Origin of the sequence: Phytobacter sp. MRY16-398, assembly GCF_003925915.1 — a bacterium.
GTDB classification, from domain to species: domain Bacteria; phylum Pseudomonadota; class Gammaproteobacteria; order Enterobacterales; family Enterobacteriaceae; genus Phytobacter; species Phytobacter diazotrophicus.
This window is the reverse complement of sequence record NZ_AP018756.1, coordinates 4,848,797-4,867,744: the sequence shown is the minus strand read 5'-3', so window position 1 is coordinate 4,867,744 and position 18,948 is coordinate 4,848,797. Positions and strand designations below refer to the sequence as shown.

Below are 18,948 nucleotides of genomic sequence, written 5' to 3'. Positions count from 1 at the left end.
TAACCAAATAAGTGCGTTGCGCTAATATAGGTCAACTCCCACGTTTTTTAAACCACACATCGAGTGTAAGAATAAGGTAAGTGAAAATTCATGACCATTGCACTGGAGCTTGAGCAGCTTAAAAAAACCTACCCGGGCGGCGTTCATGCGCTACGTGGTATTGATCTTAAAGTAGAAGCTGGGGATTTTTACGCGTTACTGGGACCAAACGGCGCAGGAAAATCGACCACCATAGGTATCATCAGTTCTCTGGTAAATAAAACGTCCGGACGCGTGAGTGTCTTCGGCTACGACCTGCAAAAAGATATCGTTAACGCCAAACGGCAGCTCGGTCTTGTGCCGCAGGAGTTCAATTTTAACCCGTTTGAAACCGTACAGCAGATTGTGGTTAACCAGGCAGGTTACTACGGCGTTGAACGTAAAGAGGCGCTGGAGCGTAGCGAAAAATACCTGAACCAGCTCGATCTGTGGGAAAAACGCAACGAACGCGCGCGTATGTTATCGGGCGGGATGAAGCGTCGTTTGATGATTGCCCGCGCCCTGATGCATGAGCCGAAGCTGCTGATCCTTGATGAACCTACAGCCGGGGTGGATATCGAACTGCGTCGTTCTATGTGGGGCTTTCTGAAAGATCTCAACGACAAAGGCACCACCATCATTCTGACTACCCATTATCTGGAAGAAGCCGAGATGCTGTGTCGCAACATTGGCATTATTCAGAGCGGTGAGCTGATTGAAAACACCTCCATGAAGTCATTGTTGGCGAAGCTAAAATCGGAAACCTTTATCCTCGATCTGGCAACGAAAAGCCCGTTACCGAAGCTGGAAGGTTACCAGTATCGGCTGGTGGATACGTCGACCCTGGAGGTCGAAGTGTTGCGTGAGCAGGGGATAAATAGCGTGTTCAGCCAGCTTAGCGCGCAGGGCGTACAGGTCTTGAGTATGCGCAACAAGGCTAACCGTCTGGAAGAGCTGTTCGTCACGCTGGTGCATGAGAAAAAAGGAGAGCACGCATGATGCAGCTTTATTGGGTGGCATTGAAAAGTATCTGGCATAAAGAAATTCAACGGTTTATGCGTATTTGGGTACAGACGCTGGTGCCGCCGGTGATTACCATGACCCTCTATTTTATTATCTTTGGTAATTTGATTGGCTCACGTATCGGTGAAATGCACGGCTTTACCTATATGCAATTCATCGTGCCAGGCCTGATCATGATGGCGGTGATCACTAATGCCTATGCAAACGTGGCGTCATCATTTTTCAGCGCCAAGTTTCAACGCAATATTGAAGAGCTGCTGGTCGCCCCGGTGCCCACACATGTGATTATCGCAGGGTATGTGGGTGGCGGCGTGGCGCGTGGTTTATGTGTCGGGGTGCTGGTGACGGCCGTGTCGCTGTTTTTCGTGCCTTTTCAGGTCCACTCGTGGGTTTTTGTTGCGTTAACGCTGCTGTTGACCGCGGTATTGTTCTCGCTGGCGGGTCTGCTGAATGCCGTTTTTGCGACAACCTTTGATGACATCAGCCTGATCCCGACATTTGTCCTGACACCGCTGACCTATCTCGGTGGGGTGTTCTATTCGCTGACGTTGCTACCGCCGTTCTGGCAGGCGCTGTCTCATCTCAACCCCATTGTTTACATGATTAGCGGTTTCCGCTTTGGTTTCCTCGGTATTACCGATGTGCCGCTTTTCACCACTGTGGCGGTTTTGGCGGTGTTTATCATCGCTTTTTATATATTGTGCTGGTATTTAATTCAGCGCGGACGCGGTCTGCGCAGTTAATCGCCACTTACCCGGCGGCGTTCGTCGCCGGGTTCTCATTGCCCTTTTAATCTATGATATCTGTCACCGACGGCTGATGGTCACCTGGCTAAACTGCAAGTCTGCTAAGGAGATAGGTATGCTGGGATGGGTCATTACGTGCCATGGTGAACTGGCGCAGGAGATGCTGGACAGTCTGGAGAGCCGGTTTGGTCCGCTTAAACAATGTAGAGCGGTCAACTTTCGCCACGGGCTTAGCACCAATATGCTCAGCCGCATGATTTGTGATGCGTTGCATGAAACGGATTCCGGTGATGGCGTGGTTTTTTTGACCGATATTTCCGGGGCAGCGCCTTACCGCGCCGCCTCGCTCATGAGCCACAAGCATGAGCATTGTGAAGTGATATCCGGCGTTGATGCTGAGTTGCTGGAAGCAATGTATCCGCTGCGTGAAGTATGTAGCAGTGCCGATTTTCGTGAGCAGATTGTGGGCGCTGGCGCGCCGGTGGTCAGCAGTCTCTGGCATCAGCAACAGAAAAATCCGCCGTTTGTGTTGTTACATGATTTGTATGAAAAATAAACGTTGGTATTCATTTTTCTTTTTCCTACAATAACCTAAATTATTTTTAGCCTGGTTAGGTGCATGCCTCGTTTTCTCCTCATTTTGTTCTTGCTGGTGTCATGTAGCGTTTCTGCACGTCTCGTTAGTCAAAATCCCGACCCTGCTCGCTATATGCAAATTACGGAAGATGCCGACATATGGGCGCAGATTGGCAACAATGTTATGACTGTTGGCAATATCCGCGCCGGACAAATTCTGGCGGTTGTGCCAGGGGCGGAAGACTATTACGAATTTCGCTTCGGCTTCGGTAAAGCGTGGATAGATAAAGGGCATCTGGGAACGGTTCGTGGCAGTGAGAAGGTTCAGGATAGCCTTGGCGATCTCAATAAGCCCCTGAGTAATCAAAATTTGATCACCTGGCGTGATACACCGATGTATAACGAGGCGGACAATACCAGTGAACAATTGGGTATTCTGGCCGGGAATCTGCGCTACCCCATCATCAGCAAGCTAAAAGACAGACTCAACCAGACTTGGTATCAGATTCGCATTGGCGAACGTCTGGCGTGGATCAGTAGCCTGGATGCGCAGGAAGATAACGGTATTCCGGTGCTCACCTACCATCATATTCTGGAAGACGAGGAGAACACGCGGTTTCGTCATACCTCGACGACCACCTCTCTTCGCGCTTTCACCAACCAGATGAGCTGGCTGCATGACCAGGGCTATACCACGTTAAGCATGTATCAACTGGAAGGTTATATACGTAACGCGATGAACCTTCCTGCCCGTTCAGTGGTGATCACCTTTGATGACGGACTGAAATCGGTCAGTCGTTATGCGTATCCGGTGTTAAAGCAAAACGGTTTCAGGGCGACCGCTTTTATTATTTCGTCGCGTATTAAGCGCAAACCGCAGCTCTGGGATCCAAAATCCCTGCAGTTCATGAGCATCTCTGAACTGGAGCAAATTTCGCATGTCTTTGATTTTCAGTCACATACTCATTTCCTGCATCGCACCGATGATGCTGGGCATCCGATCCTGCTAAGTCGCAGTTATGACAATATCCTGATGGATTTTAAGCATTCACGCCGCGCGCTTTCGCAGTTCAACCAGCACATATGGTATCTGGCGTACCCGTTCGGCGGCTATGACGACAAAGCGTTGGCTGCGGCGAAGGATGCAGGATTCCATCTTGCGCTGACCACGGTGCGAGGGAAGGTAAAGCCTGGGGATAATCCGTACTTACTGAAACGGTTGTATATCTTAAAGACGGATTCGCTGGAGGATATGTCGAGGTTAATAAGTAATCAACCTCAGGGATAAATCAGGCAAAATGGGCTATTTTATTTACCGTTTTGAACCAGGGCGGTGCTCGTCATCCTCACGTACTGTGTGTACGCTCCGGTGACTGCGCGCTGTCCGTGTTCAAACTGTCTGCATCAATACGCCCATTATGCCTGATTAATGAGTCGGCTATGCCATTCAGGCAACTTGTACCGGAACCGCTTTTGCCGTGCGTTTCATCTCGTTGTCGCCGTCAAAGTAGGCGACTTTCGGCTGCCAGCTACGCGCCTGCTCATCCGGCATGGTGATGTAGCTTGCGATAATCAGGATGTCGCCAACGTCAGCACAGTGCGCCGCCGCACCGTTAACTGAAATGATGCGGGAGCCACGTTCACCGGCAATGGCATAGGTGGAAAAGCGCTTACCGTTAGTGACGTTGTAAATATCGATGGCTTCGTATTCCAGGATACCAGCCGCCTCAAGGAAATCCTGGTCAATCGCGCAGGAACCTTCATAGTGCAGGTCGGCCTGTGTCACTTTGACGCGGTGGAGCTTGCCTTGCAGCATCGTGCGAATCATAACTTCTACCTTTAATGGCGTAACGAAATACAGGTATATCGCCGGGTGGCATTTTGCTGCCCGGCCAGACTTTCCCGGCCCGGCGACAGCGCCAGACCAGGCCGATAACAGGCCAGTATTGCCCGTTTTTTAACCCCTGTCTACAGGGGGAGATCAACCACTTTATTGTCGATGAGACGCGCCTGACCCAGCCAGGCGGCCATCAAAATCACCGCGCGTTTGCTGGTCTGCGCCAGCTCCAGAAGCGTGTCTGCATCGCGGATCTGGATGTCATCTGCGCGAAAGCCGCTGTCGTTAAGTTCCTGTTCCGCCAGGGCAATGATCTCTTCGAGATTGCGATCGCCTGCGCTCAGTTTTGCGGCCATCGCGTTCATGGTTTTGCTCAGAGCCGGTGCGATTTTGCGTTGATCGGCGGTGAGATAGCCGTTACGGGAACTGAGCGCCAGACCGTCTTTAGCACGCACGGTCGGAACCCCGACAATCTCAATGTCATAGCCCATATCGGCAACCATTTTGCGAATGAGCTGCAACTGCTGGTAGTCCTTTTCACCAAAGCAGGCGATATCTGGCTGGACCAGGTTAAAGAGCTTGCTGACGATGGTGGAAACACCACGGAAATGCCCCGGGCGGCTTGCGCCTTCAAGCATGGTGGAGATACCAGGCACATCCACATAGGTTTGCGTGTCTGTGCCCTGCGGATAAATATCATTTGGCACAGGGGCGAAAACAAAATCCACTTTCCGTTTATTGAGCTTTTCGCAATCTTCCTGCAGGGTGCGCGGGTAGCGAGCCAGATCGTCGGCGCGGTCAAACTGCATGGGGTTGACGAAAATGCTCACCACGACCACATCCGCGCGGGCTTTGGCTTCCTCAACCAGCGTCATATGACCATCGTGCAGGTTGCCCATCGTTGGCACCAGCGCAATGCGTTTTCCTTCCTGACGCGCTCTTCGAATATGCTGGCGCAGTAACGGCAGGGTTTCGATAATCAACACAACGGCACTCCTTAATGGAAACTGTGTTCTTCGCCCGGATAGACCCCGGACTCAACGTCGGCAATATACTGGCGCACGGCAGCGCGCATGTCGCCTGCCTCGCTCAGAAAGTTTTTCGCAAATTTGGGGATATGACCACCGGTAATGCCGAACGCGTCGTGCATCACCAGAATCTGGCCGTCTGTGACGTTACCTGCGCCGATACCAATGACCGGAATGGTCAGCGCGTCCGTGACACGCTTTGCCAGCTCAACCGGCACACACTCCAGAACCAGCAACTGCGCACCAGCGGCTTCCAGCGCCAGCGCGTCGTCCAGCAGCGTTTGTCCGGCATCGCCGCGCCCCTGAACTTTGTAGCCACCGAAGATATTTACGGACTGTGGCGTTAACCCCAGGTGCCCGCACACTGGCACAGCGCGTTCGGTGAGCATTTTCACCGTATCACTCAACCAGCGACCGCCTTCGATTTTTACCATATTGGCCCCGGCGCGCATCACGGCGGCGGCGTTTTCAAAGGCCTGCTCCGGTGTGGAATACGCCATAAACGGCAGGTCGGCCAGTAGCAAACAATGAGGGGCGCCACGGCGCACCGCGCGCGTGTGATAGGCAATGTCGTCTACCGTCACGGGCAGGGTGGAATCATGACCTTGTACCGTCATCCCTAACGAGTCGCCAACCAACATCACATTGATGCCTTCTTCGGCGAACAGTTTAGCGAAGCTGTAATCGTAGGCTGTGATGGTAGCGAAGCGTTTTTTTTCCTGTTTGCACTTAAGCAGCCAGGAGATGGTGGTGGGTTTCATAACGTTTCCTGATGGCTAAAAACGAATTCTGGCGCATTCTAACAGCAACATTCAGGTGAACAATGATTTTAGGCAATCGTTTAACACCGATCACATCAGAAGCGCCAGAAAAGCGTTTTACCACAAGGCAGGTTTGTCCGCTGCGCATTCTGTGAGGGCGGCGCTCAGCGTCATACCATCAGGGAATCGCAGGGCAGGGGCAATTTCAAATAACGGCCACAGCATAAAGCCGCGATTTTTCATGTCGTAATGGGGAACGGTGAGACGCGGCGTCTGAATAACCTGATCGCCAAACAGCATGATATCCAGGTCCAGCGTGCGTGGCCCCCAGCGCTCGGCTTTACGCACGCGCCCTTGCTGCAGTTCAATGCGCTGGGTGTGGTCAAGCAGCGCTTCGGCCTCAAGGGTTGTTTCCAGCGCGACGGCGGCGTTGAGATAGTCAGGCTGATCCTGCGGGCCAAGCGGAGGCGTGCGGTAGAACGAGGAGACGGTGACCACGCGGCTTTGCGGGATCTCCCCAATGGCGTCCAGCGCTGCCTTTACCTGCTCCAGAGGCGATGCGAGATTACTGCCGATGGCGATATAGCAAAGGGTCGGGGACATACAGGCTCCTGCGTTTTTCATTCTCTATAGCATCAGGCCTGCGCGTGGCAGGCCTGAAAGGGATAACATTATGCGCTGCCTTCACGGCGCGGCGCGCGTTTGCGCGGGCGGCGATGGCGACGGCGAACGGCGGGTTCATCGCCCAGGTCGTCAAGCATATCTTTCTGCTCCGGCGGTGCGGAAACCTGAAATTCTCCCCACCATTTCACCAGCCGCTGCAGTTCGCCGTTGTTTTCAACCTCGGCACGCAGGGCCAGCAGATCGTAGGCTGCGCGGAATTTCGGATGCTCCATCAGTTTCCACGCGCGTTTCCCCTGACGACGGGACATACGCAGTTGTAGCTGCCAGATATCGCGAATCAGCGAGGTGATGCGTTTCGGGATGGCCAGTGAACGGCAGGCTTCATCCAGCACATCGTTCATGGCAAGCGCAAAGGCGTCGTAATATGCCAGACCGCCTTCCTGAGTAATGCGCTGCGCGGTTTCCAGCAACGGATACCAGAACATAGCTGCAAACAAAAACGCCGGGTTAACCCGCATATCGTTGTGAAGGCGGGTATCGGTGTTTTTCAGCACCTGCGCAATGATGCGTTCCATCGGGCTGTCACCGTTTTCGGTGAAGAAGCGACTGATGGTAGGGAAGAGAGGCTGGAAGAGGTTGTATTCGCGCAGCAGCATGTAGGTATCGAAACCATAGCCCGCTTGCAATAATTTCAGCGACTCTTCAAACAGGCGCGCAGGGGGGACGTCATTAATCAGGGCGGCCAGACGAGGAATCGGTTCGGCCGTTTCAGCGCTGATGTTCATACCCAGTTTGGCGGCGAAACGCACCGCGCGCAGCATACGTACCGGGTCTTCGCGATAGCGGGTTTCCGGGTTGCCAATCAGGCGAATGACGCCCTCATCCAGATCGCGCATGCCGCCGACATAATCACGCACGGTGAAGTCAGCAACGCTGTAATAAAGGCTGTTAATGGTGAAATCGCGACGCTGAGCATCTTCTTCGATAGAACCGAAAATATTGTCGCGCAGCAACATGCCATTCTGGCCACGCTGAGACGTGGTGCGGTCGGCTTCGGTATCTTCGTGATGACCGCGAAAGGTGGCGACTTCAATGATTTCCGGCCCGAACATGACGTGGGCCAGGCGGAAACGGCGACCCACCAGGCGGCAGTTGCGAAATAATTTACGCACCTGGTCCGGCGTGGCGTTCGTCGTGACGTCGAAATCTTTTGGTTTTTTGCCCAGCAATAAATCACGCACGCCACCACCGACGAGATAAGCCTCGTAACCGGCTTTGTTCAGGCGGTAGAGGACTTTGAGCGCATTTTCACTGATATCTTTGCGAGAAATAGCGTGCTGTTCACGCGGGATAACCGTCATCTGAGGTTGTACGCTAGCCTCAACGACCATGCTCTCTTCGCGACTTAGCACCTTACGGCAAAAATTAGCGACTCGGGTAAAAATAGTGCACCTCGGTAGTGTCAAACGTCAGGACAAAAAAATAAGGACAAAAAAATAGCGGCTAATCATAGCTCAGCGCGAGGCGTTTGAGAATGCCGTATTCACATCCACTGCAATGGGCACGTTAGTGAGCGTCCAGTTTGCCACCGCATTTTTCAACAAATCGTCGACGCTGAGATCCTGCCACTCATTTGTTGCGCTCTGGTTTAAGAATTGTAACGCCCTGATTATTATGGGGCGCGGATCGCCACCGGGCAAGGCTGGCGCATGGTTTTGCTTGGAGAGTTTATTCCCTTGCGCATTGAGCGCCAGCGGCAGATGGACATACTGTGGCACTGGCCAGCCAAATTGTCGGTAGAGCGAAATTTGCCTGACCGTGGGTTCAATTAAATCTGCGCCGCGCACAATTTCCGTGATGCCCTGAAAATGGTCGTCAACCACGACGGCGAGGTTATAGGCAAACAGGCCATCCCGGCGGTGGATAATGAAATCCTCGCGCGCCAGTTTTTCATCCGCATAGAGTTCGCCGCGTAGCCTGTCGTGAAAATGGAGCACCGGATGTTGCTGCACCAGACGTACAGCCGCATTTTCCGGGCCATTATTAGCGCTACGGCAGTGGCCGTCATAGGTACCGCCCACGCTCTGAATGCGCGCCCGCGTACAGGTACAGTAGTAACTCAGCCCACGAGTACGAAGCCAGGCCAGCGCGTCGCGGTAGGCCTCATGACGTTGTGATTGCCAGAGTACATCGCCATCCCAGTGCAGGCCGTAATGCTCAAGCTGGCGCAAGATGGTGTCTGCGGCACCGGGAACTTCACGCGGGGGATCAATGTCTTCGATACGCACTCGCCAGGTACCCTGCTGCGCGCGCGCCTGCAGGTAGCTGCCAAGTGCAGCAATGAGCGAGCCAAAATGGAGTTCACCGGACGGTGACGGCGCAAAGCGCCCAATATAGTGAGAGTCAGACATAAAAGACAGGAAACGCCGACAATACGGGAAATTTTCCCCGACTATAGCACAGCCTGATTTGAAGGCGCAGGCTGGAATCAGCGCTGCGCCGTCTGAGGGGTTGACCGGCTGTCGGTCAGAGGCGAATTAACCCGCCATCTGTTTTTCGCGAATTTCCGCCAGTGTTTTGCAATCGATGCACAGGTCAGCGGTCGGACGCGCTTCCAGGCGGCGAATGCCGATTTCAACACCGCAGGATTCGCAGTAGCCGAAATCTTCGTCTTCAACTTTTTTCAGCGTTTTCTCGATCTTTTTGATCAGTTTACGCTCGCGGTCACGGTTACGCAGTTCGAGGCTGAACTCTTCTTCCTGTGCGGCACGGTCTACCGGGTCCGGGAAGTTAGCTGCTTCATCCTGCATATGGGTGACGGTGCGATCGACTTCATCCCTGAGTTGATTACGCCACGCTTCAAGAATACGCCTGAAGTGCGCCAGCTGGGCTTCATTCATATACTCTTCGCCCGGTTTCTCTTGATACGGCTCCACCCCAGCGATGGCGAGAATACTCAGGGACGATGTTTTACGGTTTTGCCCTTCTTGCATGTTGCTTCTCCTTAACACGCACTATCGATCCCCGTGTTGGGGGAAAATCAGGCCGCTATAAATAGCAGATGCTTTTCCGGATGGCAAATATCTAAACGTAACACTTGACAAGCCTGTGAGGAAAAGCGTATTTGCGCACGCGACCAGAACACTTATTAGTCAATTTAGTCAATCGCTGCTCTATATCGTGAAAGGCAGCGGCAATCTCAGAGTCATATTTGTAGCAGAAAGTTCCGCTTTTACCGCCAGAATTTCTACTCCCTGACCTTGTGCTTCCTTTAACAATCGTGCGTATTTCTCATCAATATGGCGCGCTGGAGAAAAATGTTCAACGGCTGAATGCAGCACGGCAAACAGAATAACCGCGCGGTCGCCGCTGGCCGCTACGCTCATTAACTCACGCAGATGCTTTTGTCCGCGTAGCGTAACTGCATCAGGGAAAAAACCGCATTCCCGCTCGGCGAGCGTTACTGATTTCACTTCAATATAGCAGTTGCGTCGGCCATCCGCCTGTAACAGAAAATCAATTCTGCTGCCTTCGGCACCATATTTCACTTCACTTTTCAGCGCACTGTAACCCGACAGTCCTGGCAAACGGTTTTGCTGTATTGCTTCTTTCGTTAACGTATTAGCGCGAAGCGTATTAACGCAAATAAAAGCGCCCTGTTGGGTTTGCGTTAATTCCCAGGTATGCGGATATTTGCGTTTAGTATTTTCTGATGTGGAATACCAAACCGTGTCGCCAGGCGTGGCGCAACCGGTCATTGCGCCGGTATTGGGACAATGGATTGTCAATGTTTCGCCTTCTGGCGTGATCACATCGGCAAGAAACCGCTTATAGCGCTGAATAAGCGTGGCGGATCGGAGGGGCGGAGAAAATTCCATGACATATCCTTTTTATGTTTTTAGCGTCCAGCGGTTTAACGCCGTGTAGCGCAGACGTCCTCCGGCAAACTGCGATTCATATAAGACAAATTCTGTTACAGGAAAAGTCCAGTGAAAACCCGGCGGCGGTATCGTGACCGCATGACTGGCATCGCGTAGCAGGGTGATATGAGGATGAAACGGCGTTGGACTTTGCCAGCATCCGCTGCGTGCAGCCTGAGCGCGCAGCATATCCGCCAGTTGCAACAGCCCGCGTGGCGACTGGCGACAGCCAAGCCAGACGACGCGCGAACGCAACCATTGCCCGGCATCATCGAGTTGTAACGTAAAGCCTGGCTGACGAATGCGACCGGCCAGCGTTTCCAGCGCCCGTTGTTTTTCCGCGCTCACTTCCCCCAAAAACGCCAGTGTCAGATGTAAGTTTGCTGCCGCAACCGGTCGTCCGGCATCTTGCGGGAAATGTTCCGCCCGCCAGCGCACCACCGCCTGTCGGGTGGCGTCGGGCAATTCGATGGCAAAAAACAGCCTTTTCGATTCAGACATGGCAGGCACTCAGTTAGGATTTGTCGCGATGCTACAATGGCAGGCGGATGCTCGCAAATCCTTCGGCGCTCCAAAGCGCCGTAGTTCATGTACAATTGGCCCCGTCCTTATCAATGTGAATCCTCTGGAGCCTTGAGTGTCCTCACTGCCGGTTGCTGCCGTATTGCCCGACCTTCTCAATGCGTTACAACACGCTCCCCAGGTACTGCTAACTGCCCCGACAGGCGCGGGGAAGTCAACCTGGCTGCCGCTGCAATTGTTGCAGCAGGGCGGTATTGACGGGCGTATTTTACTGCTTGAACCGCGCAGGCTGGCTGCCCGTAACGTGGCGCAACGGCTGGCGGAACTGCTCAATGAGCAGCCTGGTGACACGGTCGGCTATCGGATGAGAGCCCAAACTTGTGTTGGGCCGAATACGCGTCTGGAAGTGGTGACTGAGGGGATCCTGACGCGAATGATCCAGCACGATCCCGAGCTGAACGGCGTTGGTCTGGTGATCCTTGATGAATTCCACGAACGTAGCCTGCAGGCCGATCTGGCGCTGGCGCTATTGCTGGATGTCCAGCAGGGACTGCGTGACGACCTGAAACTGCTGGTCATGTCAGCCACCCTTGATAACAGCCGCCTGCAGACCCTGTTGCCGGATGCGCCGCTGATTGTTTCCGAGGGGCGTATGCACCCGGTCGAGCGGCGCTATCAGGCCTTAAACAGCCATCAGCGCTTTGACGAGGCGGTCGCGGTGGCGACAGCCGATTTGCTGCGTTCGCAATCGGGGTCGTTGTTACTGTTTTTGCCGGGAGTCGGGGAGATCCAGCGTGTGCAGGAACAACTGGCCAGCCGGGTCGCTGACGATGTATTGCTCTGTCCGCTGTATGGGGCGTTGTCGCTCAATGAACAACGCAAAGCCATTCTTCCGCCGCCTGCCGGGCAACGAAAGGTGGTGCTGGCGACCAATATCGCCGAGACCAGCCTGACCATAGAAGGCATTCGCCTGGTAGTGGACAGCGCCCAGGAGCGGGTGGCCCGTTTCGATTCGCGAACAGGGCTAACACGGCTTGTCACTCAGCGCGTGAGCCAGGCATCGATGACGCAGCGTGCCGGACGTGCCGGGCGCCTTGAACCAGGTATCTGTTTGCATTTGATCGGCAAAGAACAGGCCGAAAGGGCGGCGGCACAGAGCGAGCCAGAGATTTTGCAAAGCGATTTGTCTGGCCTGTTGATGGAGTTGTTACAGTGGGGATGCCAAGATCCCGTGCAGCTTAGCTGGCTGGATTTACCGCCAGCGACTAACCTTGCCGCAGCGAAGCGGTTGTTGACGCAACTGCGGGCGCTGGAAGGCGATCGCCTCTCTGCGTTCGGGAAAAAAATGGCATCGCTGGGTAACGATCCGCGCCTGGCCGCGATGTTAGCGAGCGCCAGCGGTGCGAATGAGGTGGCAACGGCGGCGAAGCTGGCAGCCATCCTTGAAGAGCCGCCGCGCGGGGGGAATACCGATTTGAGCGTTGCCTTTTCCCGCAATCAGCCCCAGTGGCAGCAGCGTGCCCGACAGTTGATCCGGCGGTTGAAAAGTGCGGAAGGGGAGCCGGATAGCGATCTGTTGGCGCCGTTGCTTGCCAGCGCTTTTGCCGACCGCATTGCGCGCAGGCGTGGCCAGGACGGGCGTTATCAACTGGCAAACGGAATGGGCGCAATGCTTGACGCGGATGACGCGCTTAATCGCCATGAATGGCTGCTCGCGCCACTGCTGTTACAAGGGAGCCAGTCGCCGGATGCCCGCATTTTGCTGGCGCTGCCGCTGGACATTGATCGGTTAATGGCAGCCTGTCCGCACATTGTTGAGCCGTCTGACTCTGTGGAATGGGATGAAGCGCTGGGAACCTTAAAGGCATTTCGCCGTAGCCGGATTGGTCAATTGACGGTAAAGGTTCAGCCGCTGGCGAAGCTTCCGGAAGAAGAACTACACCAGGCGATGCTCAACGGCATTCGTGATAAAGGGCTGGATGTCCTTAACTGGACGCCCGAGGCGAAACAGCTTCGTCTGCGTTTACATTGCGCGGCGAAATGGCTGCCGGAAGAGGCATGGCCTGCGGTGGATGACGCTTCGCTGCTGGCTTCTCTGGAAAGCTGGCTGTTACCGCAAATGGGGGGCGTACATTCGCTTCGCGCGTTGAAAGCGCTGGACGTGGGCGAAGCATTAAAAGCTTTCTTACCCTGGCCTTTGCGTCAACGTCTGGATAGTGAACTGCCTGGGCATTACACTGTGCCGACGGGAAGTCGGATTGCCATTCGTTATCATGAGGATAATCCGCCTGCTCTGGCGGTGCGTATGCAGGAGATGTTTGGTGAGGCCACAACGCCTGTTATCGCTCAGGGGCGCATTGCGCTGGTACTGGAACTGCTTTCCCCGGCTCAGCGTCCGCTGCAAATTACGCGCGATTTAGCGGCGTTCTGGCAGGGGGCGTACCGTGAAGTGCAAAAAGAGATGAAAGGGCGTTACCCGAAACATGTCTGGCCTGACGATCCGGCGAATGCCGCACCGACGCGGCGCACGAAAAAGTATTCGTAGTTATGGGCGGGGCAGATTGATGCCCTCACCCCAGCCCTCTCCCACAGGGAGAGGGTGCAGACACTAAAGATTTTCTCGTTGAGAAAATCTGCTGTTTACCTGGAGTGCGGCCTGGTGCCCTCACCCCGGCCCTCTCCCACAGGGAGAGGGTGCAGACACTAAGATTTTCTCGTTGAGAAAATCTGCTGTTTATTTTGAGAGATTTCTTCTTCTGCCTGGAGGCGGAAGAACTGAGAATCAGGCCCTTGCGCCTGAATGTTGCGGAGAGAGAGCATGGCGGGGAATGACCGCGAGCCAATTGGACGTAAGAGCAGACCTTCACGTCCGGCAAAAGAGAAAGTAAGTCGTCGTCGAGTCAGAGAAGAGGAATACGACGATTACGAAGATGATGATGGCGATGAGCAGGACTCAGCGCCGCGCAAAGGGAAAGGTAAAGGCGGTAAACCTCGCGGTAAGCGCCGTTGGTTCTGGCTGCTGTTGAAAATTTGTATCGTGGGTGCGGTGCTGCTGGCCATTTATGGCGTGTACCTGGATCAGAAGATCCGCAGCCGTATCGATGGCAAAGTGTGGCAACTGCCGGCTGCCGTCTATGGCCGTATGGTCAACCTTGAGCCGGATATGCCCATCAGCAAAAACGAGATGGTCAAACTGCTGGAAGCCACACAGTACCGTCAGGTGACGAAGATGACGCGTCCTGGCGAGTTTACCGTGCAGGCGAAAAGCATTGAGATGATCCGCCGCCCGTTTGACTTCCCTGATAGCAAAGAAGGGCAGGTCCGGGCACGTCTGACGTTTGATGGCGACCGGCTCGATAGCATTGAGAACATGGACAGCAACCGTCAGTTCGGTTTCTTCCGTCTCGATCCGCGTTTGATCACCATGCTTTCCTCGCCTAACGGCGAACAGCGTCTGTTTGTCCCGCGTAGTGGTTTCCCGGATCTGCTGGTGGATACGTTGCTGGCGACCGAAGACCGCCATTTCTACGAGCATGACGGTATCAGTTTTTACTCGATTGGCCGTGCGGTGCTGGCGAACCTGACCGCCGGACGTACGGTGCAGGGGGCGAGTACGCTGACCCAGCAATTGGTAAAAAACCTGTTCCTGAGCAGCGAGCGTTCCTACTGGCGTAAGGCTAACGAAGCCTATATGGCGCTGATCGTCGATGCCCGTTACAGCAAGGATCGTATCCTTGAACTGTACATGAACGAAGTGTACCTCGGGCAGAGCGGTGATAACGAAATCCGTGGTTTCCCGTTGGCAAGCCTTTACTACTTTGGCCGTCCGGTGGAAGAGCTGAGTCTCGACCAGCAGGCGATGTTGGTCGGGATGGTGAAAGGGGCGTCAATCTACAACCCGTGGCGTAACCCTAAACTGGCCCTGGAGCGACGTAACCTTGTCCTGCGCCTGATGCAAGAGCAGAAGGTGATTGACCAGGAGCTTTACGACATGCTCAGCGCTCGTCCACTTGGTGTGCAGCCGCGTGGTGGCGTGATTTCGCCGCAGCCTGCGTTTATGCAGATGGTCCGTCAGGAGCTTCAGGCTAAACTCGGCGATGACAAAGTGAAGGACTTGTCGGGGGTGAAGATTTTCACCACCTTTGATTCTGTTGCGCAGGACGCGGCAGAAAAAGCGGCGGTGGAAGGTATTCCGGCCTTGATCAAGCAGCGTAAACTGGACGACCTGGAAACCGCGATGGTGGTTGTGGATCGCTTCAGTGGCGAAGTCCGTGCAATGGTCGGCGGGGCGACGCCGCAATTTGCGGGCTATAACCGTGCAATGCAGGCGCGCCGCTCTATCGGCTCGTTGGCAAAACCGGCGACCTACCTGACAGCGCTAAGCCAGCCGGATAAATTCCGTCTGAATACCTCCATTGCCGATGCGCCGATTTCACTGCGTCTGTCCAATGGTCAGGTCTGGGCACCGCAAAACGACGACCACCGTTTTAGCGGTCAGGTGATGCTGGTGGATGCGTTAACGCGCTCCATGAACGTGCCGACAGTTAACCTCGGGATGGCAATGGGGCTGCCTGCGGTGACCGACACCTGGTTGAAATTAGGTGCGCCTAAAGATCAGTTAACGGCTAACCCGTCCATGCTGTTGGGGGCGCTCAACCTGACGCCGATTGAAGTCGCGCAAGCGTTCCAGACCATCGCCAGCGGCGGTAACCGCGCAACGTTGTCTGCGCTGCGTTCAGTCATTGCAGAGGATGGTACGGTGCTGTACCAGAGTTATCCGCAGTCTGAGCGTGCGGTACCTGCACAGGCGGCCTATCTGACCCTGTGGACCATGCAGCAGGTTATTCAGCGCGGTACCGGGCGCCAGCTCGGCGCGAAATATCCGGGGCTGCATCTGGCAGGGAAAACCGGTACCACCAACAACAACGTCGATACCTGGTTTGCCGGGATTGACGGGCGTGAAGTGACGATTACCTGGGTTGGGCGTGATAATAACCAGCCGACCAAGCTGTATGGTGCGAGCGGGGCGATGGCTATCTATCAGCGCTATCTGGCAAACCAGTCGCCAATTCCGCTGGATCTGACGCCGCCGGAAGATATCACCACCATGAGCGTGGATGATATGGGCAACTTCATTTGCGGCGGTGGCGGTGTGCGTTCACTGCCGGTCTGGACGACCAGCCCGGAAACGCTGTGCCAGCAAAATCCGATGATGCAGCAGCCGCAGCAGGGTAATCCGTTCGATCAGTCAACCCCGCCGCCGCAACAGCAGCAGCCTCAGCAACAGCCACCACAGCAGCAAGAGAAGAGCGACGGTGTTGCAGGCTGGATTAAAGATATGTTCGGTAGTAACTAATGCTCAAACCCCCAGTCGCCCGGCTGGGGTTTTTGATTTAGGCATGGCTGGAACATCTCTTTAACCTCGTTTTAAATCCTTTTTAATTCCTTCTTAACGCCATCCTTTTTACTTGGTTGTTTATTAATCCCTCACACCGCGCAGGGCCGCTTAGCGCTTGCTATGCGGTCGGCGCTTCGCATATTATGCTGCCGTCATAATAATAATTATCGTTTACGTTATCATTCACTCATTGTCAGAGAACAAACAATGGCGCGTCTAAAAACTGCTCAGCCAGTCAACACCTCACTGCGTAAACTCGCAGTAGTTGTAGCCACAGCGGTTAGCGGCATGTCTGTCTATGCACAGGCTGCAACGACCCAACCTGAAGAAACCGTTACCGTAACCTCCAGCAGCACGGCGGGGCAGGAAAATGCCTGGGGCCCGGCGGCAACGATTGCCGCGCGCCACTCTGCGACGGGGACCAAGACCGACACCCCGATTGAGAAGACCCCGCAGTCTATCTCCGTGGTAACCAGCGAAGAGATGGCCCTGCATCAGCCGAAGTCCGTGAAGGAAGCGCTGAGTTACACGCCGGGTGTCGCCGTGGGGACGCGTGGCGCATCCAATACCTATGACTATCTTGTCATTCGTGGTTTTGCCGCAGATAACCAGAGTCAGAATAACTACCTCGACGGTATGAAGATGCAGGGCAACTTCTACAACGACGCGGTGATTGATCCTTACATGCTCGAACGTGCTGAAATCCTGCGCGGCCCGGCTTCTGTGCTGTACGGTAAGAGCAGCCCGGGTGGGTTACTGAACATGGTCAGCAAACGTCCGACAACGACGCCGCTGTATGAAGTGCAGTTCAAGATGGGCACCGATAACCTGTACCAGACAGGTTTTGATTTTAGCGACGCGCTGGATGACGACGGCGTTTATTCTTATCGTTTGACCGGTCTGGCACGCTCCGCTAACGCCCAACAGGAAGGGGCAAAAGAGCAGCGCTACACCATTGCGCCGTCTTTCAGTTGGCGTCCTGATGACAAAACGAACTTCACATTCCTTTCTTATTTCCAGAACGAACCGGATACGGGTTACTACGGCTGGTTACCGAAAGAGGGGACCGTTCAGCCGCTGCCAAATGGCTCCCGTCTGCCGACCGACTTCAACGAAGGCGCGAAGAACAACACCTATTCCCGTAATGAGAAAATGGTGGGTTACAGCTTCGAACATGGCTTTAACGATACCTTCACGCTGCGCCAGAACCTGCGTTACGCGGAAAACAAAGTCGCGCAGAATAGCGTCTATGGTTACGGCGTCTGCTCAGATTCAGCCAATGGTTTTAACGCTAGCTGTAATGCGCTCTCTGCAGCGGATAAAGGCCACTATCTGGCACGTAAATACGTCGTTGATAGCGAACGCCTGCAGACGTTCACTGTGGATACTCAGTTGCAGAGCAAATTCGCCACTGGCGATGTAGATCATACCCTGCTGACTGGCGTTGACTTTATGCGTATGCGTAATGATATCGACTCCTGGTTCGGTTATGACAACTCTGTTCCGTTGCTGGATCTCTACAACCCTGTCTCTTCTGATTTCGATTTCGGTACCAAAGATCTGACTAACTCAGGTCCTTATCAGGTGCTGAATAAACAGAAACAGACCGGTGTGTATGCGCAGGATCAGGCGCAGTGGGACAAAGTGCTGGTCACCCTCGGGGGGCGTTATGACTGGGCGAAGCAGGAAACCCTGACCCGTACCACTGGCATACAAACCACCCGTGACGATAAGCAGTTCACCTGGCGCGGTGGCGTTAACTACCTGTTCGACAATGGTGTAACACCATACTTTAGCTATAGCGAATCCTTCGAACCGGCATCCACGACGGGCCAGAATGGCAAGATTTTCGCACCGTCTAAAGGTAAGCAGTACGAAGCGGGCGTGAAATACGTACCAAAAGATCGTCCGATTGTGCTGACCGGTGCAGTGTATCAGTTGACCAAAACCAACAACCTGATGGGCGATCCGGCGGGATCTTTCTACTCGGTTGAAGGCGGCGAAATCCGTGCGCGCGGCGTTGAGCTTGAAGCGAAAGCGGCACTCTCTGCCAGCATCAATGTGGTCGGTTCTTATACCTATACCGACGCTGAGTACACTACCGATACCAACTACAAAGGCAACACGCCTGCCCAGGTGCCAAAACACATGGCATCTCTGTGGGGCGATTACACCATCTTTGATGGCGCGCTCTCTGGTCTGACGCTGGGTACCGGCGCTCGCTTTACCGGTTCCAGCCAGGGCGATCCGGCGAACTCTTTCAAAGTGGGGAGCTACACGTTAGTTGACGCTCTGGTGCGTTACGATCTGGCGCGTGTAGGCCTGGCGGGCTCTAATGTGGCGTTACACGTGAACAACCTGTTCGATCGCGAGTACGTCGCAAGCTGCTTTAATACCTATGGTTGCTTCTGGGGGGCTGAGCGCCAGGTGGTGGCGACAGCAACCTTCCGCTTCTAATCTCTCTTCGGGCACGGTTCGCCGTGCCCTTTTAAAAG

16 protein-coding genes are annotated in these 18,948 nt (G+C 54.5%); 7 read left to right on the top strand and 9 right to left on the bottom strand.

What is annotated here, in order from left to right; all coding sequences use genetic code 11:
• Positions 1 to 90: 90 nt before the first annotated feature.
• The 4 genes from MRY16398_RS23795 to MRY16398_RS23780 all read left to right on the top strand — a co-directional run bounded on the left by MRY16398_RS23795 (position 91) and on the right by MRY16398_RS23780 (position 3,651).
• On the top strand, positions 91 to 1,017 hold the full coding sequence (locus MRY16398_RS23795) for an ABC transporter ATP-binding protein (protein WP_039078402.1): 927 nt from the start codon (positions 91 to 93) through the stop codon (positions 1,015 to 1,017).
• Positions 1,014 to 1,784: an ABC transporter permease gene (locus MRY16398_RS23790; RefSeq protein WP_039078403.1), complete on the top strand. Its 771-nt coding sequence runs from the start codon at positions 1,014 to 1,016 to the stop codon at positions 1,782 to 1,784. Before MRY16398_RS23795 ends, MRY16398_RS23790 begins: the two co-directional genes overlap by 4 nt.
• Before the next feature lie 118 nt (positions 1,785 to 1,902).
• Positions 1,903 to 2,343, top strand: coding sequence for a PTS sugar transporter subunit IIA (locus MRY16398_RS23785; protein WP_039078404.1), 441 nt, complete (start codon positions 1,903 to 1,905; stop codon positions 2,341 to 2,343).
• A gap of 63 nt (positions 2,344 to 2,406) precedes the next feature.
• Positions 2,407 to 3,651 (top strand): polysaccharide deacetylase family protein, encoded by a 1,245-nt coding sequence (locus MRY16398_RS23780; RefSeq protein WP_071193664.1) that lies wholly within the window; start codon positions 2,407 to 2,409, stop codon positions 3,649 to 3,651.
• A 159-nt stretch (positions 3,652 to 3,810) separates the two neighbouring features.
• Here the strand turns inward: MRY16398_RS23780 and panD are convergent, their stop codons facing one another.
• The 9 genes from panD to thpR form a co-directional block, all read right to left on the bottom strand.
• Entirely contained in the window at positions 3,811 to 4,191 is a 381-nt protein-coding gene (gene panD / locus MRY16398_RS23775) for an aspartate 1-decarboxylase (protein WP_125125301.1), read from the bottom strand.
• 140 nt (positions 4,192 to 4,331) lie between these two features.
• Entirely contained in the window at positions 4,332 to 5,186 is an 855-nt protein-coding gene (panC, locus tag MRY16398_RS23770; RefSeq protein WP_039078407.1) for a pantoate--beta-alanine ligase, read from the bottom strand.
• 11 nt (positions 5,187 to 5,197) lie between these two features.
• Positions 5,198 to 5,989, bottom strand: coding sequence for a 3-methyl-2-oxobutanoate hydroxymethyltransferase (panB, locus tag MRY16398_RS23765; protein ID WP_079497232.1), 792 nt, complete (start codon positions 5,987 to 5,989; stop codon positions 5,198 to 5,200).
• A 117-nt stretch (positions 5,990 to 6,106) separates the two neighbouring features.
• The gene (gene folK / locus MRY16398_RS23760) at positions 6,107 to 6,592 is read right to left on the bottom strand and encodes a 2-amino-4-hydroxy-6-hydroxymethyldihydropteridine diphosphokinase (protein ID WP_039078409.1); all 486 of its coding nucleotides are present in this window, start codon (positions 6,590 to 6,592) and stop codon (positions 6,107 to 6,109) included.
• Between the two features lie 68 nt (positions 6,593 to 6,660).
• On the bottom strand, positions 6,661 to 8,058 hold the full coding sequence (pcnB, locus tag MRY16398_RS23755) for a polynucleotide adenylyltransferase PcnB (RefSeq protein ID WP_222557120.1): 1,398 nt from the start codon (positions 8,056 to 8,058) through the stop codon (positions 6,661 to 6,663).
• 69 nt (positions 8,059 to 8,127) lie between these two features.
• The gene (gene gluQRS / locus MRY16398_RS23750) at positions 8,128 to 9,024 is read right to left on the bottom strand and encodes a tRNA glutamyl-Q(34) synthetase GluQRS (RefSeq protein WP_125125300.1); all 897 of its coding nucleotides are present in this window, start codon (positions 9,022 to 9,024) and stop codon (positions 8,128 to 8,130) included.
• 126 nt (positions 9,025 to 9,150) lie between these two features.
• Entirely contained in the window at positions 9,151 to 9,606 is a 456-nt protein-coding gene (dksA, locus tag MRY16398_RS23745; RefSeq protein WP_001155227.1) for an RNA polymerase-binding protein DksA, read from the bottom strand.
• A gap of 180 nt (positions 9,607 to 9,786) precedes the next feature.
• On the bottom strand, positions 9,787 to 10,491 hold the full coding sequence (gene sfsA / locus MRY16398_RS23735; RefSeq protein WP_039078412.1) for a DNA/RNA nuclease SfsA: 705 nt from the start codon (positions 10,489 to 10,491) through the stop codon (positions 9,787 to 9,789).
• A gap of 12 nt (positions 10,492 to 10,503) precedes the next feature.
• Positions 10,504 to 11,034, bottom strand: a complete 531-nt coding sequence (thpR, locus tag MRY16398_RS23730) for an RNA 2',3'-cyclic phosphodiesterase (RefSeq protein WP_071193667.1) — start codon at positions 11,032 to 11,034, stop codon at positions 10,504 to 10,506.
• A gap of 136 nt (positions 11,035 to 11,170) precedes the next feature.
• On the opposite strand from thpR, the gene hrpB reads away from it, so the two are divergent.
• From hrpB to fhuA, 3 genes are all read left to right on the top strand, one after another.
• Positions 11,171 to 13,600 (top strand): ATP-dependent helicase HrpB, encoded by a 2,430-nt coding sequence (gene hrpB, locus MRY16398_RS23725; protein WP_125125299.1) that lies wholly within the window; start codon positions 11,171 to 11,173, stop codon positions 13,598 to 13,600.
• A gap of 273 nt (positions 13,601 to 13,873) precedes the next feature.
• Positions 13,874 to 16,411, top strand: a complete 2,538-nt coding sequence (gene mrcB, locus MRY16398_RS23720) for a bifunctional glycosyl transferase/transpeptidase (protein ID WP_039078415.1) — start codon at positions 13,874 to 13,876, stop codon at positions 16,409 to 16,411.
• Positions 16,412 to 16,660: 249 nt separating this feature from the next.
• On the top strand, positions 16,661 to 18,910 hold the full coding sequence (gene fhuA / locus MRY16398_RS23715) for a ferrichrome porin FhuA (RefSeq protein ID WP_071193670.1): 2,250 nt from the start codon (positions 16,661 to 16,663) through the stop codon (positions 18,908 to 18,910).
• Positions 18,911 to 18,948: the final 38 nt, after the last annotated feature.

Coding starts and splice junctions, on each gene's coding strand:
- MRY16398_RS23795 (WP_039078402.1), top strand. CDS start 91: ATGACCATTGCACTGGAGCTTGAGCAGCTTAAAAAAACCTACCCGGGC.
- MRY16398_RS23790 (WP_039078403.1), top strand. CDS start 1,014: ATGATGCAGCTTTATTGGGTGGCATTGAAAAGTATCTGGCATAAAGAA.
- MRY16398_RS23785 (WP_039078404.1), top strand. CDS start 1,903: ATGCTGGGATGGGTCATTACGTGCCATGGTGAACTGGCGCAGGAGATG.
- MRY16398_RS23780 (WP_071193664.1), top strand. CDS start 2,407: ATGCCTCGTTTTCTCCTCATTTTGTTCTTGCTGGTGTCATGTAGCGTT.
- panD (WP_125125301.1), bottom strand. CDS start 4,191: ATGATTCGCACGATGCTGCAAGGCAAGCTCCACCGCGTCAAAGTGACA.
- panB (WP_079497232.1), bottom strand. CDS start 5,989: ATGAAACCCACCACCATCTCCTGGCTGCTTAAGTGCAAACAGGAAAAA.
- folK (WP_039078409.1), bottom strand. CDS start 6,592: ATGTCCCCGACCCTTTGCTATATCGCCATCGGCAGTAATCTCGCATCG.
- gluQRS (WP_125125300.1), bottom strand. CDS start 9,024: ATGTCTGACTCTCACTATATTGGGCGCTTTGCGCCGTCACCGTCCGGT.
- dksA (WP_001155227.1), bottom strand. CDS start 9,606: ATGCAAGAAGGGCAAAACCGTAAAACATCGTCCCTGAGTATTCTCGCC.
- sfsA (WP_039078412.1), bottom strand. CDS start 10,491: ATGGAATTTTCTCCGCCCCTCCGATCCGCCACGCTTATTCAGCGCTAT.
- thpR (WP_071193667.1), bottom strand. CDS start 11,034: ATGTCTGAATCGAAAAGGCTGTTTTTTGCCATCGAATTGCCCGACGCC.
- mrcB (WP_039078415.1), top strand. CDS start 13,874: ATGGCGGGGAATGACCGCGAGCCAATTGGACGTAAGAGCAGACCTTCA.
- fhuA (WP_071193670.1), top strand. CDS start 16,661: ATGGCGCGTCTAAAAACTGCTCAGCCAGTCAACACCTCACTGCGTAAA.